Here is a 15,109-nt window from a genome sequence, read left to right as displayed (position 1 = left end):
AGGCTCCAGTCACGCGTCGCTGGGTTTGCCAGCGAAGTCACTGATGGGTTTGTCGACCGGTCTTTTCATCCCCTCGCCCATCGCTTTCAAACCTTCCAGCAGCGGGGTTATCGCCCGCCAAAGCGATTCGTCTTGCAGCAGGCGATAGGTGCCGCGAACGCCCGGCGCGGCCCTTTTGTCATCGGGTGCGGTCCATTGGCTGATGGCGGCGCCGGCATCCTTCAAGGCGAAGACCACGCGGTAAAAATCCTCGGGGGGAACACGAGACAGCGCCATCGCCAGAATCGACAGGTTCTGGATGACGTTGAGCGTTCCCTCTTTGTTCAGACCGTCCACAAGCACTTTGGCGATCGCGGTGTTCGCGCAGACCAGATCATTGGCCATGCGCAACACGCCGTGCTCGTGGAGGCTCTGGAGGAGTCGATCAAGTTCCTCCCTTGCGTCAAGCCCGGTTTTACTCGGCTTGACGTCGTAGTCGATGGGCTCGGCCATTAGCATCTCTCCGGGTGGGGCGCTGGTGCGTCGATTGGCGCGTAATCGTCTCGTGCCCATTTCGCCGCAACGTCCACGCCGTCGTTCGGCGTCCGGTGGCCATTGCGGAAATTGCCGCGGGGCAAGGTGGGCCTTCGGGATTGTTCCCTCATGATGGTCATTTTCACCGCGACTTCCTTGTAGGCGGGCGTGTTCACGTCTGGGTCATGATGTTCCCCGGTCAGTTCATTGATGCCGGGCTTGCCCTGGTGGATTGGCAGGAAAAGCACGTTTCCCTGAACCCGATCAGTGATGACGGCCGGCACCGAGACAGCGCCGCGACGAGACGTGATCCGGACCATCGTGCCGTCCTCGATGCCGCGCTGCGCGGCCAGCTCGGGGCTGACTTCGACGAACCATTCTGGCGACAGTGAATCGAGACGGTCGCCGCGCCCTGTCTGGTTATTGCCCTGGAAATGCTCAAGCATCCGGCCGTTGTCCAGCATCAGATCGAACTCGCTGTCCGGCGCTTCCGCCGGGGGCTTGTACTCCAGCGGATAAAGCACCGCCTTGCCGTCGCTGGTGTGAAAACGGTCGGTGTAGAGCAGCGGCGTATCCGTGCCATCTGGCCGTACCGGCCATAACAGCGATTTCCAGCCCTCCAGGCGCTCGTAACTCACACCGGCGAACAACGTCGCAATGCCGGCGACTTCGTCAAGAATTTGCGAGGGGTGCTCATAACCCCAGTCATGCCCCATCTTCTTCGCCAGGTCGGTCAGGATGCGCCAGTCGGGCAGGCTGTTTCCCAACGGGGCAAACACTTCATAAAAGCGCTGGATTCGACGCTCGGTGTTGACGAACGTCCCCTCTTTTTCAACGCTGGGGCAGCCTGGCAGGACCACGTCGGCAAACTGCGCGGTACGGCTGAAGAAAATGTCCTGGACGACCATGAAATCCAACGTTTTGAACGCCTCGTGCACGTTTTCGGTGTCAGCGTCGGAGAACGCGGTCTCCTCGCCAATCACGTACATCGCCTTGATCTTTCGCTTCGCGGCGTCTTGCACCATCAGGAAATTGTCTTCGCCCACCTTGTTCGACAACTGCTCGGGGGCGACCCCCCACGCCTTGGCCCATTTGGCACGGACGGCTTCGTCGGTGACCTTTTCATAGCCGGGATAAACGTTCTTCAGGCAGCCAAAATCACTGGCCCCCTGAACGTTGTTATGGCCCCGCATCGGGTATCCGCCGGTGCCCGGACGTCCATAATTGCCGGTGACCAGCAGCAGGTTCGAGAGCGCCGTACTGGTGTCTGCGCCGTGGCTGTGCTGGGTGATGCCCATTGCCCACAACAGGCAGACACTTTTTGCCTCACCGATCATCTGCGCCGCAGCGGTCAGGTCGGTTTCCGCCAGGCCGGTCACTTGGGCGGCGAAGCCCAGGGTAAACGGCTCCAGCGAGCGACGGTACTCGTCCACCTGGTTCACTCGATTTTGCAAAAATGCCGTGTCCGCATAGCCATGATCGAACATGTAGCGCGACATTGCGCTGGCCCAGACGATGTCGGTGCTGGACCTGATTTGCAGGAACAGGTCGGCACGTTCGGCCATTTCGTGTCTGCGAGGATCGACCACCAGCAGTTTTTGCCCGCGGAGCTTGCGTGCTGCCTTGATTCGCGAGGCAATCACCGGATGGTTCTCCGCCAGATTGCTGCCCACCAGTACGATCAGGTCCGCTTGTTCCAGGTCTTTGATCGTACCGGCATCGCCTCCGTAGCCGACCGTGCGGAAAAGCCCTTGTGTCGCGGGGTTCTGACAATAACGCGAGGAGTTGTCGACGCTGTTGGTACCGATGATCAAGCGCGCGATTTTCTGCGTCAGGTAGGCCTCTTCGTTACTGGCCTTGCTGGAGCCGATGAACCCGATGGCGTCGGCACCGTGATCACGCTTGATGCTCAACAGACGCTCGGCGACCAACGCCAACGCTTCATCCCAGCCGGCCTCGCGGAACTGGCCGTTCTCCCGGATCAACGGGGTGGTCAGGCGTTTTTCGCTATTGACGAAGTCCCAGGCGAACTTGCCTTTGACGCACGTCGAAATCCCGTTCGCCGGCGCGTCTATCACCGGCTGCACTTTCAGCAACTGGCGGTCACGGGTCCACATTTCGAACGAACAGCCCACGCCACAATAGGTGCATACGGTTTTGGTGCGCTTGATTTCAGGTTGTCGCCAATGCATGTCCATGACCGAAACAGCGGTAATGGGCGGTGCCCCGATGGTGTTTTCAATGATTTTCACTGCATCGATAATGGGCCGTTTGATGTTTTGCGGCATCGACGTTAGAGGACCTGCGTCCGGTTGCATGGTTTTTTCCAGCAACGCATTGCACGGACAAACCGTGACGCAATGGCCACAACTCACGCAACTGGAGCCTTCGATGGTGGTTGCGCCATCCCACAACACCCGCGGATGTTCCTGGGTGAAATCGATGCTGAGCGTTTCGTTGACCTCGACGTTCTGACAAGCCTCTACGCAGCGCCCGCAGAGGATGCATTGGTCAGGGTCATAGGTATAAAACGGATTCGAATGATCCTTGTCGTACGGTTTGCGCTGGTACTTGTAACGTTGAATCGCAGGGTTCATGTCGGCAAATGTATTGTGCAGCGTGCAATCGCCGGTGTTGTGCTCACACACCGTGCAATACAGCTCATGCTTGGCGAGAAGACGGTCGACCCCCTCCTCCTGCGCGGCCTGGACATGGGGAACATTGCTGGTCAGGTTCATACCGTCGGCTGAACGCAGCGTACAACCGCGGACCATTTCGCCGTTGTATTCGACCCAACAGACGTCACAGGTTTGTATCGGCCCGAGGGCTGGGTGATAGCAGATATGGGGCAGATGGATGCCCTGCTCTGCCAGGAAATCAATCAGCGGCTGGTCGGCCTTCCCTTCGAGGGCACGACCGTTGAACTCGACACTGCACTTCATTTCTTCGCTCATAAGGGCTGACCTGCTGGCCGCTCGCTGTCGTTGCGTCTGTTTCAGAACCGCGCGACAGCGTATGGACTTAGGTGAAATGTTTAGTTACAGAGTCGACGTTCAGTAGGCTTAAACGTTCCTTTTTTTCGCAACCAGCCCGGGAGGCTGGCGTTTCGATGGGAGTGAGCGCCCATGAGACGGGTCAGAAGTGCCTCACTTCACTTCCATCAGCCGGACCGATTGGGCGCCATCCAGCGACAAGTGAATAACCGCGGCTTTGGTTGGAAAGTTCGGCGCATCGTCGTCGGTGTTCTGCATCGCCGGGATATCGATCAGGGTTTGCTCGCCCGTAGGGTCACTGACCAGCTTGGCGTCCAGCTTATCGATCGAACGCCAGCTGTCGCCGCCAATGCGCATCACATCCAGCAGGTTGTAGTGCGTCACGCCCTCTTCGTTCTCTTCGGGCGTAAAAGCCGCCAGGTATTGGCTGTAATTGTTGCCCATGCCAAAGCCTTCGATGGTGAAGACCACAAGCGTTACCTGGCTATCCTCTCCGGTATCCAACGTCTGGGTCATCGCCGCGTCGGGGTAGCCAGTGGCATAGCTGTCCTTGAGGAGCGCCACCAAGTGGCCGATCTGTTCTTCCAAGGCCTTGGGAGTGGGTTCCGGCCCGGCGGCATGACTCAGGGTACTGGTGAGAAACAGACTGGCTGCAAGCAAACGCAAATTCATGAAGTGGGGTCCAAGGATGCGGAGGGATCGTTGCGGATGCTAGCGGGTTTTCTGAAATTAAACAGGCTTATGAAAAATTGGGTGTAATGGATCCGCCTGCCGCACTGGGCGGCAGGCGGCGATGTCATCTAGGTTTTTTTCCACGCATCCGCGGCCGGAGCGGTACCTTTTTCGTAGGGACGAAACAGAACCATGTAGACAAGCCCCACGAAAATCACAATGGCGCCGACCAGCACGATGCCGTAGTTCACGTACCAGGGCGCATCCGGAGTACGCGGCCAGGACATGTTTACAATCGCGAACAAGCCGTAGCAGAGCGCTGCGATGTTCACGATCCAGCCCCACCGCCCCAAGGTGAACTGACCCTGGGGTTTCCAACCACGCATGCGCGCGTACAACACACCACTGACAATCATCTGGAACGCCAGGTAGATGCCGATGGCGGCAAAACTCACCACCAACGCAACCGCGTTTTGCAGATAGAAGCCGACACACACGATGATCGCCGGCAGCACACCACAGACCATCAGGGCGGCGGTCGGAACATGGGTAGCGGGCGAGAGCTTTTTCAACATGGCGCTACCCATGAGCATTTCGTCTCGGGCGTAGGCATAGAGCAGGCGACTGGCAGATGCCTGCAAGCTCAGCACGCAGGAAACAAACGAAACCGTGATCACGCCCATGACTACACGAGACATGACAGGACCAAACGCCGCTCCAAATATAGTGGACATCGGGTCCTTGTCTTGGCCGGAGATAACGGCGGCGATGTCAGGCACCGCAAGGATCAACGCCAGGGCGGCGAAAATCGAGGCGGCACCGCCGATCCAAATGGTCATCCGCATCGCCTTGGGGACTTGACGACTGGGGTTGGGTGTTTCTTCAGCAACATCACCGCAGGCTTCAAAACCGTAGTACAGGAACATCCCCGCCAGCGAGGCGGCAAGGAAAGCCGGCCAATAAGCGCCGTCGATAGAAATGTCGAACGTATTGAACAGTACGCTGAAGGGCTGGTGGCGCTCGAAGATCAGCAAGTATCCACCGATCAGCAGGGCCCCAACCAATTCGCAAAGGAAGCCAAACATCGCCACCCGCGCCAATAGCTTGGTGCCACTGAGGTTCAGGACCGTGGCGATGGCCGTCAGAATCAGAGCGACGACGGTATTGGTCACTGGCGACGATTCAAAGCCCATGAGGTTGGCAATGTATGGACCAGCACCCAGCGCAACGGCAGCAATGGTCACACATAGGGAAATGGCATAGATCCACCCGACCATCCACGCCCATTTCTTGCCCACCAGGCGACGGGCCCAAGGATAGACACCACCGGAAATCGGATACTGGGATACCACTTCGCAAAAAATCAGACACACCAGCATTTGACCGGCTCCCACCAACAGGTAGGACCAGAACATCGGCGGCCCACCCGCAGCCAGGCACAGGCCGAACAAGGTGTAGACCCCCACCACTGGCGACAGATAGGTGAACCCGAGGGCGAAGTTCTCCCACAGGCTCATGCTGCGTTCGAAATTCGACGTGTACCCAAGCGCACGGAGTTGCTCCGCGTCCTGGTCCGCAACCACCGTGGAGCCTAACGAGCTGTTCATGGTTTACATCCTTTAAAAAGGAATTTGTATGGGTGGGAATCAAGCAGGCGGAGCAGCCCCGCCTGCGAGCGCTTAACGAGGACTAGCTCAAAGCTGTATCCAGGTGGCTTTGATCTCGGTGTACTTATCAAAGGCGTGCAAAGATTTGTCCCGACCATTGCCGGACTGCTTGTAGCCGCCGAACGGCGCCATCATGTCCCCGCCGTCATAGAGGTTGACCCAGACACTCCCGGCACGAAGTGCGCGGGCCATGGTGTGGGCGCGAGACAGGTCAGCCGTCCAAACAGCAGCCGCCAGCCCGTAGGGGGTGTCATTGGCTATGCGCACCGCCTCTTCGGCATCGTCGAATTCGATCACCGACAGTACGGGCCCGAAGATTTCTTCCTGGGCGATTTTCATCGAGTTGCTGACATGATCGAACAACGTTGGCTCGACATAACTGCCGCCGACTTCCACCTGCGCGGCGTGCCCACCCAACAATAATCGCGCACCTTGCGCCTGCCCTTCCTGGATGCGCTGCAGCACACCTTCCAGGTGACGTCCGTCCACCAGAGCGCCGACGTTCGTGTCCGGATCGAGTGGATGCCCTGGCTTCCAGCCTCTCATCGCCTCGACCACCATGGGCACAAAACGCTCCTTGATTGAGGCCTGAACCAGCAAGCGTGAACCTGCGGTGCACACCTCACCCTGGTTGAAAGCGATAGCCGCCGCCGCTGCCTCGGCGGCCACCTGCAAATCAGGGGCATCGGCAAATACGATGTTCGGACTTTTACCGCCAGCTTCAAGCCAGACCCGCTTCATGTTCGACTGGCCCGCGTAGACCAACAACTGCTTGGCCACTTGGGTCGATCCGGTAAAGGCGATGGCATCCACATCGCGGTGCAAGGCCAACGCCTTGCCCACCGTGTGGCCATAGCCAGGCAGAACATTGAGCACGCCTGCGGGCAACCCTGCTTCCAACGCGAGCTGGGCGATGCGGATTGCGGTCAGCGGCGAACGCTCCGAGGGTTTCAGAATGACCGAATTGCCGGTCGCCAGCGCCGGCCCCAGTTTCCAGGACGCCATCATCAGCGGGAAATTCCACGGCACGATGGCAGCCACCACCCCAACCGGTTCCCGGGTGACCAGGCCGATCTGATCGACCCAGGTCGCCGCGACCTCATCGTAGATCTTGTCGATGGCCTCACCGCACCATCGAATGCTGTCGATGGCCCCTGGGAGATCGACAGACAGCGAATCGGATATGGGCTTGCCCATGTCCAGTGTTTCCAACAGCGCCAGCTCTTCGGCATGGATCTGCAACAACTCGGAAAAACGCACCATCACTGCCTTGCGCATTGCCGGAGCCTGGCGTGACCAAACACCGGATTCGAATGCTGACCGGGCGCTGACGACCGCCAGATCCGCATCCTCCGCATCGCAGCTGGCAACCAAGCCAAGCAAGCGCCCATCAATCGGGCTCAAGCATTCGAAGGTGGCGCCAGAATCGGCCGGCACATAATTGCCATCGATGAAAGCTCGCCCCTCAATGCTCAACGCCTTGGCTTTGGTCTCCCACTCTGATCGGGTCAACTGACTCATTTCAACGCGCTCCTGGATTCGGGGGATGCGATCTCAGATCGCTTAAACATATGGAACCATATCTTTTAACCGCTGAGAACCCCTTAAAAATCAGAAAATGGCGGTTACTTTTGACTTTTTATGCGGTAAATATCTAGAATCGCCAGGCTCCAGACGCAAAAAAATATATAAAATATGAAATAGAATTTTTAAGCATCACGTCCGTGCGCGCTTGACGCGTTCACCGATTTCTTGCCACACACGCAAACGGCGTCGTTCATGAATGAATCAACCATGAGCCCTGCTTCAGGTCTCATCCGCATTCATCAGGAAGGGAAAACGGAGTCCGTTACCCGTCGCCTGATAGAAATGATCGACTTGGGTCTGTTCGCAGAAGGCGAACAGCTACCCAGCGAAAGCGCCCTGGCCACCCAACTTGGCGTTGCGACGGTTACCCTGCGGGACGCATTGGCGGTCTTGCGCGAGCGTGGGGTTATCGAAACCCGACGTGGACGCAACGGTGGCAGCTTCATTTGCGCCGCGCCGCAAACCACAGATCAGTCGCTGTTCGATCAGTTACGGGAACTCAGCACGCTGGAATTGCGTGACCTGGCCGATGAACATGCCGCCATTTCAGGCGCTGCCGCCCGACTCGCCGCCCAGCGCGCCGGGCCCGAGCAGCATGCAAGACTCAGTGGTTTCATCGATGCGCTAGCCAACGCCCAAGGGCGACGAGAGTACCGGCGAGCCGATGCCCGGTTTCATATCGAGATAGCCGTGGCCGCGCAATCCGTGCGCCTGACCCACAGCGAAGCGCGCTTGCAGGCGGAGCTTGGGGAACTGCTATGGCTGCCCTTCGCCGGACAACCGGAGCCGCAAACCATCGAGCGGGAACACAGGGCTATTCTGGAGGCCATCACAGCCAACGATGCAAACCTGGCTGGCGCATTGGCCGAAGCACATGTCGCACGCGGCGTTCGCCGCCTGAGTTCCCTGCGGCTACAGCAAATGGCCGAAGATGACTCCTGAGTGGAATGAAACTTGCTGAACTACCTGCTCGCCACACGGCTCGACGCACTCCGCGCCAACCGCTGGCGTTGCATTGTCCCCTCCGAGTCATGAGGTAGAGCCATGGCTAACGAAATGTCAGCAACAGAACTGTCCCAATGTGCCTCATTGATCAACGCTTCCATTGGTAACGTGTTCAAGGGGCTCAATGACATGAGCGCCCAAGTACTGAGCATCTGGGAATATCGGCGCAGCAAAACGAAGCGCCCTGGCCAAGCTGATCTCAAGCCATTGCTGCCTGTGATCCGGCAGATCCTGAACTCGGAAAGCCTCAAGTTTCATGGCGCTGGCGTGGTCTTCGCGCCTGGAGAGTTGGAAGATCGCGAGATGCATCTGGAGTGGTGGTGCCGAGCGCAAAAAGATGAGATCCAGCCTCTGACGTTGAATTTCAATAGCCGTAGCGAACGGTTCTACGATTATGTGCACATGCCTTGGTACACCCGTCCCCAGCAAACCCGACAGCCTTCGATAGATGGCCCGTTTGTGGATTTGTACGGTACTGAGTTGTACATCGTTGCCTTTTCGGTCCCCATTTTTCTCGACGATCATTTTATCGGTGTAGCCGCCGCCGATATTTCCCTGCATTCCCTGGAGCCGCTGCTCGTACGCAGCCTCATGCGAGTCAGTAACGAAGCATTACTGCTCAATTCCGAAGGCCGAGTACTGGCAGCCAATACCCCAAGTTGGCTGGCCGGTGATTTGATCCGAGGTGCTCTGAACCAGGACACCGAGCAAGGTCGAGTCCTGAGCCTTATCGATACATCGTCCTATTGGCGCGTCGTCGAACGGCCTGTCCCAAGGTTTTGAAGTCGTATTGTCGCTTCGTCGGTGGAAAGCAGAACTGAATTAAACGAAAAGCGCTTAAACCGAACTAATCCCTCAGCAGCGCCTCAATGAGCTGCACGCAATCCTGAGTCTCGGCGCGGCATCGCTCACTTGCCGGCCGAGAACAACGCCGCCGCTTGCCCTCGTAAAATCCTCAAGACAGCCATTAAATGGCAAAATCTGCCGACCCTGTACCTTTCGGAGGCCACAATGCTTCGTGTGTTTGAACGAAGACTCGATCCCTTTCCACCTGATGAAGCACCACCGCCCCCTGTCGGCCTGGTACGGTTCCTGTGGGCCTGCACCCGCGGCGCCCGCGGTTATATCCTTGCGTTTGCGTTGCTCAGCGCTGGCGTGTCGATTTATGAAGCCTGGTTGTTTTCCTTCCTGGGGCAAGTCGTGGACCTGCTCTCGACCTGGAAAGCGGGTGGCGATGCGCAAGGGCAGGAAAGTCGAGTGCTGTGGGGCATCGCCATCGTGTTACTCACCAGTATCGGGCTGGTGGCGTTGCGCACGATGGTGCAGCACCAGGTCTTGGCGATCAATCTGCCGCTGCGGCTGCGCTGGGACTTCCATCGCTTGATGCTGCGGCAAAGCCTTTCCTTTTTTTCCGACGAGTTCTCCGGCCGGGTGACGACCAAGGTGATGCAGACGGCGCTCGCTGTGCGCGAAGTGCTGTTCACCGTCATCGAAATCGCCCCCGGGATCGGCGTGTACTTCATTGCGATCATCGCCCTGGCCGGCGGCTTCGCGCTGAAACTGATGTTGCCGTTTATTGCCTGGATCGCGTTGTTCGGCCTGGCCATGCTGTACTTCGTGCCGCGCCTGGGGCAAGTCGGGCAGGAACAGGCCCATGCACGGTCTTCGATGACCGGGCGCATTTCCGACGCATACACCAACATCACCACGGTGAAACTGTTCTCGCACTCCAAACGCGAGGCGCATTTCGCACGGGCAGCCATGGAAGATTTCAAACTCACCGGCTTTCGCCAGATGCGCCTGGTCAGCCAGTTCGAGATCGTCAACCAGGCCCTGGTGGTCGGGCTGATCCTTGGCGCCGGCGGCTATGCCCTGTGGTTGTGGCACCAGGATGAAGTCGGTACCGGGGCCGTGGCCGCCATTACCGCCATGGCGTTGCGTATCAACGGCATGTCGCACTGGATCATGTGGCAAATGACCTCGCTGTTCGAAAGCATCGGCACCGTGCAGGATGGCATGGAGACGTTGACCCGAGGCCCCAAGGTGGTGGATGCGCCTGACGCCGGCGTGCTGGTGCCCGCTGGCGGCGCGGTGACTTTCAATAATGTCAGTTTCAATTACAACGGTGAACGCCAGGTCCTCGATGGCCTGAGCCTGGATATTCGCCCGGGCGAAAAGATCGGCCTGGTGGGTCGTTCCGGTGCAGGTAAGTCCACGCTGATCAACCTGTTGCTGCGCTTTTACGACGTCGACAGCGGTGAGATTCGTATCGACGGCCAGAACATCGCCCAGGTGACGCAAGACAGCCTGCGCAGCGCCATCGGCATGGTCACTCAGGACACTTCCCTGCTGCACCGCTCCATACGCGACAACATCGCCTATGGCCGCCCGGATGCAACCGATGAGCAAATCCGCAGGGCCGCAGCCAACGCCCAGGCCGATGGTTTCATCAACCAACTGAGCGACCGACAAGGTCATTGCGGCTATGACACCTTGGTGGGCGAGCGCGGCATCAAGCTTTCGGGCGGCCAGCGCCAACGCATCGCCATCGCCCGGGTGATGCTCAAGAACGCTCCCATCCTGTTGCTTGACGAGGCCACCAGCGCCCTGGACTCGGAAGTCGAAGTCGCCATCCAGGAAAGTCTTGATGAAATGATGAAGGGCAAGACCGTGATCGCCATCGCCCATCGACTGTCAACGATCGCGGCCATGGACCGACTGATTGTCATGGATGACGGGCGCATCATTGAACAAGGTACCCACGCCGAACTGCTGGCGAAAAACGGCACCTACGCGCGTCTGTGGCACCACCAGAGCGGCGGGTTCCTGGGTGAGGATCAAGGAGTCGCCGAGGCGGTGGAATAGCCGCGCTTGCCAATAACACGGTTGCAGCGACAGCGTGTGCAGACCGAGCCGGCACCAGCTCGGTGCTCATCGCTTATCCGGTGGAGCATCGAGAGGAATATCGAGGATAAAAGTCGCGCCCTTCCCAGCCCCGTCGCTCTGCACGATCAAGCTGCCGCCCATTTCCCGCGCGGCTAGGGCGCAGCTGTGCAGGCCGAAACCGTGACCGTCTTTACGGGTCGTGAAACCATGCGAAAAGATCCGCGTCAGGTGCTCTGGCGTAATTCCGTTGCCGTTGTCGGCCACGGTAATGCGCAGTGCCGGCCCGTCAGCGATAAAGGCGCTGAATGTGATACGCGGGCTGCGATCGATCACGCCGCTCAACGCCTGCCTGGCATTGGTGATCAAGTTCACCAATATCAGCAGCATCCGGTGCCGGTCCAGCGACAACAGGGGCAACTCGGCAATCTTCTTGACCACTGTCACCTCCTGGCGCGCCAGTGAGCCGGCACTCATGCGCAGGGCGTCATCGATCAACTCCGGGACCGGCATTGTCTCGACAATGCTGACGGCAACGGCATAGGACTGCTGGGCAGCGACAATGTTTTTGATGTGGTCGATGCCCTTGGTGAGTTGCCCGAGTTCTTCGATGATGCCCTGCTGCTCTGCCGTCACCACCTCCGCCAGCTTGAGCAAGTAGCTGGGCAACATCTTTCCTTTGTGGTCCCTGGTGAGAAAATCGCTCAGGTCATGGACGTGGTCGTTCATCAGCTGAGCCACCTTGCCCAGCCCCTGCGCCTTGGAGCCGCGCATCAGGCTGCTGACCAGCTCGGCCGATACGTTCACGCTGTTGAGGACGTTGCCAACGTTGTGCAGCACCGTGGTGGCGATTTCGGCCATGCCCGCCTGGCGGGATTTTGCATTCAGCTCGGCTTGCACCTGGCTCATGCGCAGCACTGCACGTATGCGAGCCTGGAGCTCCAGCGGCGAGAAGGGTTTGGCTATGTAGTCATCGGCGCCACTTTCCAGCCCCGAGACGCAGGCCTCGCTGCCACCACGGGCGGTCAGCAGGATCACGGGGAGATGGGCGAAACCGGCGCTCGCCTTGATTCTGGCGGTCAGGCCGAAGCCGTCGAGCTTCGGCATCATTACATCCGAGACGACGACATCGATGGGGCGACGCTGCAGGAGCGCCCAGGCCTGCTCGCCATCGACTGCGGTGGCGACGTTGTAGTCGGCATGCAAAAGCTCGCTGAGGTAGCTCAGCATTTCCGGACTGTCGTCTACCACCAGCACGCTGGATTGCAAAGCATGTCCCGGGCGCTGCTCGTCGCCCTCGCCTTCCGTCCAGGCCCGGTCGCTGCGACTGCCAGGGTGGCCGTCGTCCAAACGCAGGTGGCGCTGTTCGGCGGTGGTCGTTGTGCTGGGTGAGGATCGCTCGTGGGAGTCGTTGGTTTCGGTGGGCACGGTGTTGGGCTCAGTGCCCAGTGGAAGCCGGACAAAGAAGCACGAACCCCGTCCGGGCTCGCTGTTGACACCGACTTCGCCTCCCATCAGTTCGGCCAGGTCCTTGACCAGGGCGAGACCGATGCCTGTGCCGCTGTAGTGGCGCGTGGCGGAATTGTCGATCTGGGAAAACCGCTGGAACAGCAGCGGCAGTTTGTCAGCCGCGATGCCAATGCCCGAGTCATGCACCGCGAACTCAAATCGCTCGCCGTCGAGCGCGGTCACTGCCAGATGCACGGTACCGCCAGCGGGCGTGAACTTGATGGCATTGCTCACCAGATTGAGGAGGATCTTCTCGAAATGCCGGGGATCCAGGAACACCGTGCCGAGGCTGGGATCGATGCTGCTGGTCAAGGTGCAGCCTTTGCCCTGAGCCACCATGGCGGCGTCTTCAGCCAGCACGCCAACGGTCCTGTTCAGGTCAATGGGCGCCGGACACAACTCAAACTTGCCCGCTTCGGCCTTGGAAAAATCGAGGATGTCATTCACCCGATTCATCAAGCGCAGCGCGTTGCGTTGGGCGCGGTCGATTTGCACATGCCAGTCCGCCGGTGGCGTGGTGGCCGCCGAGAGCTGCTCCAGAGGCGCGAGAATGAGGGTCAAGGGCGTGCGCAGTTCATGGCTGACCGTGGCAACAAAATCGCTCTTTGCCTGATTTGCCGTCTCGGCCTGGTTGCGCGCCTGAATGAGCTCGACGGCCTGCGCCTCCAACACCTCGGTCTGCTGGTGCAGCGTGTCAGTCCGTTCGGCGACCATCCTCTCCAACGATGCCTGGACTTGCTGTCGTTCGGCCTCGGCCTCGGCTTCCAGTACCTGGATGCGCTGGGCATTTTCCTGGAACACCCGTACGGCGCTGGTCATGATCCCTATCTCGTCACCGCGCCCGGCGCTGGCGATCTCGGCGTTCAGGTCGCCGGCCGCAAGGCGGCGCATGACCGAGGCCAAGGCCACGATGGGCTGCGCGATAAACCGCGACGTGCTCCAGGCGATAGCGCCGGCCAGCAGGATGGCGACGGTACCGGCGAGGATCGTCGCAAGCATGCCGCGGTCATTGTGGATCAAGGCGGCGGAGCGCGCTTCGCCAGCAAAGCGCGCAACCAGCAGGCCGGCGCTCCGTGCCTCGTTGCGAACCTGGTCGCGCGCGTCACTCAAGGCGTTGCTGGCCTGATGGAACCTGGCGAATGCCGCCCGGTAGCCGGCAATCTGATCGCTGACCGTCAGCGGCCTGGCCTCGGCTTTCAGCCCAACGGATGACGGAAGGACGCGAGAAAGACGAGAGAGTTCGTCCAGGATGTCGCCAACAGAGCTGGCGACCTCGGCCGACGGCGACAGGCGAAACGACAAGGTTTGCGCCTCCAGGGTGGCCACACGCTCGGCGAAGCGCTTGGACAACGCGGCTGCGTTGTGCAGCAAACCGGTGGCTGCCTGGATGTCGCTGGCGTCATGGGCAACGTGTTCGTCCACGTCAGCCAACATTGCATCGAGGCGCTCGGTCACGTCCCCAATCTCGGCAAGATGCCGCAAAGCCTCGCCGCCCCGAAGCTTGGGCGCCTCATCAAGGTGCCCGACTGCCAGGCTGACAGCAGCGACCGCCGCCGCCAATTGGTCCAGGGCCTGCGCCTCTTGCGGTGAGGCCATCGCCTCGCGCAATTGCTCGACCACGGGCGCAAGTGCGGCGCAGGCGTTGCGCGCCGCAGTGGCCGCCGCTTTATCACCGGTCACCAGCATCTTGGCTACATTGGCGGTGATGATTCCCTCGCCGTTGCGCAGGATATCCAGGATGCGATGGGCGCTTTCGATGTTGTCCACCCGCGCCTCGTGGTCGGCGGCGCGGGAATCAACCTCCTTGAGCCCGTCGGCAATGCCCTGTTCGACAAGGATCGTCGCCTCTCGCATCCGGCCATGGTGGGCGGTCATGTTCTCCGTTTCGCCGTCCATGGTCAGGGTCGCCGTCCGCAAGGCAGCGATCGCCGCCGCGAGCCTCTCCAGGCTGCCCTTGAGCGATTGCGCCTCGACCACCGGAATGGCGTTGAGCCCGGCGATAGCCGTCGCCACCATGCCTTCGGCCTGGGACAGGCTTTCCTGGTCGCGGGTGGCGATGAAATTTTCCACCCGCCCGGTGGCGCCGTTGACCGAGGCCAGGATTTCCGCGGAATGGCTGGCAGAATCCACCGCCCGGACCATGCCTCGCAGGCCGTAAAGGTTCACCAGCGATACCGCCAGCATCAGGAACACCAGCGCGGCGACCGCCAGGCCAATCCTGACGGCAATGGGCCTGCCCCCGGCGGACTTGAATATCAACATGGCGCCTCGACTCCTCGC

At 59.9% G+C, this 15,109-nt stretch carries 9 protein-coding genes; 3 read left to right on the top strand and 6 right to left on the bottom strand.

What is annotated here, in order from left to right; all coding sequences use genetic code 11:
• Positions 1-9: 9 nt before the first annotated feature.
• From PFLQ2_RS16075 to PFLQ2_RS16095, 5 genes are all read right to left on the bottom strand, one after another.
• Positions 10-492: a DUF1641 domain-containing protein gene (locus tag PFLQ2_RS16075; protein WP_003180974.1), complete on the bottom strand. Its 483-nt coding sequence runs from the start codon at positions 490-492 to the stop codon at positions 10-12.
• Positions 492-3,467, bottom strand: coding sequence for a formate dehydrogenase subunit alpha (fdhF, locus tag PFLQ2_RS16080; protein WP_003180972.1), 2,976 nt, complete (start codon positions 3,465-3,467; stop codon positions 492-494). Before fdhF ends, PFLQ2_RS16075 begins: the two co-directional genes overlap by 1 nt.
• 192 nt (positions 3,468-3,659) lie before the next feature.
• Positions 3,660-4,178, bottom strand: coding sequence for a hypothetical protein (locus tag PFLQ2_RS16085; RefSeq protein ID WP_003180970.1), 519 nt, complete (start codon positions 4,176-4,178; stop codon positions 3,660-3,662).
• 128 nt (positions 4,179-4,306) lie between these two features.
• Positions 4,307-5,785, bottom strand: a complete 1,479-nt coding sequence (locus PFLQ2_RS16090) for an APC family permease (RefSeq protein ID WP_003180968.1) — start codon at positions 5,783-5,785, stop codon at positions 4,307-4,309.
• Between the two features lie 87 nt (positions 5,786-5,872).
• Positions 5,873-7,366: an aldehyde dehydrogenase gene (locus tag PFLQ2_RS16095; protein ID WP_003180967.1), complete on the bottom strand. Its 1,494-nt coding sequence runs from the start codon at positions 7,364-7,366 to the stop codon at positions 5,873-5,875.
• A 273-nt stretch (positions 7,367-7,639) separates the two neighbouring features.
• Between PFLQ2_RS16095 and PFLQ2_RS16100 the strand changes: the two genes are divergently transcribed.
• The 3 genes from PFLQ2_RS16100 to PFLQ2_RS16110 all read left to right on the top strand — a co-directional run bounded on the left by PFLQ2_RS16100 (position 7,640) and on the right by PFLQ2_RS16110 (position 11,302).
• Complete coding sequence (locus PFLQ2_RS16100; RefSeq protein ID WP_003180965.1) at positions 7,640-8,374, top strand: FadR/GntR family transcriptional regulator; 735 nt, start codon at positions 7,640-7,642, stop codon at positions 8,372-8,374.
• Positions 8,375-8,476: 102 nt separating this feature from the next.
• Entirely contained in the window at positions 8,477-9,220 is a 744-nt protein-coding gene (locus PFLQ2_RS16105; protein WP_003180963.1) for a cache domain-containing protein, read from the top strand.
• Positions 9,221-9,448: 228 nt separating this feature from the next.
• Positions 9,449-11,302: an ABC transporter ATP-binding protein gene (locus PFLQ2_RS16110; protein ID WP_003180962.1), complete on the top strand. Its 1,854-nt coding sequence runs from the start codon at positions 9,449-9,451 to the stop codon at positions 11,300-11,302.
• A gap of 66 nt (positions 11,303-11,368) precedes the next feature.
• On the opposite strand, the gene PFLQ2_RS16115 is transcribed toward PFLQ2_RS16110, so the two are convergent.
• Positions 11,369-15,091 carry an ATP-binding protein gene (locus PFLQ2_RS16115; RefSeq protein ID WP_003180961.1) on the bottom strand — a complete coding sequence of 1,241 codons (3,723 nt, stop codon included), beginning with the start codon at positions 15,089-15,091 and terminating at the stop codon, positions 11,369-11,371.
• Between the last annotated feature and the right edge of the window lie 18 nt (positions 15,092-15,109).

Source organism: Pseudomonas fluorescens Q2-87, from assembly GCF_000281895.1.
GTDB classification, from domain to species: domain Bacteria; phylum Pseudomonadota; class Gammaproteobacteria; order Pseudomonadales; family Pseudomonadaceae; genus Aquipseudomonas; species Aquipseudomonas fluorescens_S.
This window is presented reverse-complemented; position numbering and strand designations above follow the sequence as displayed.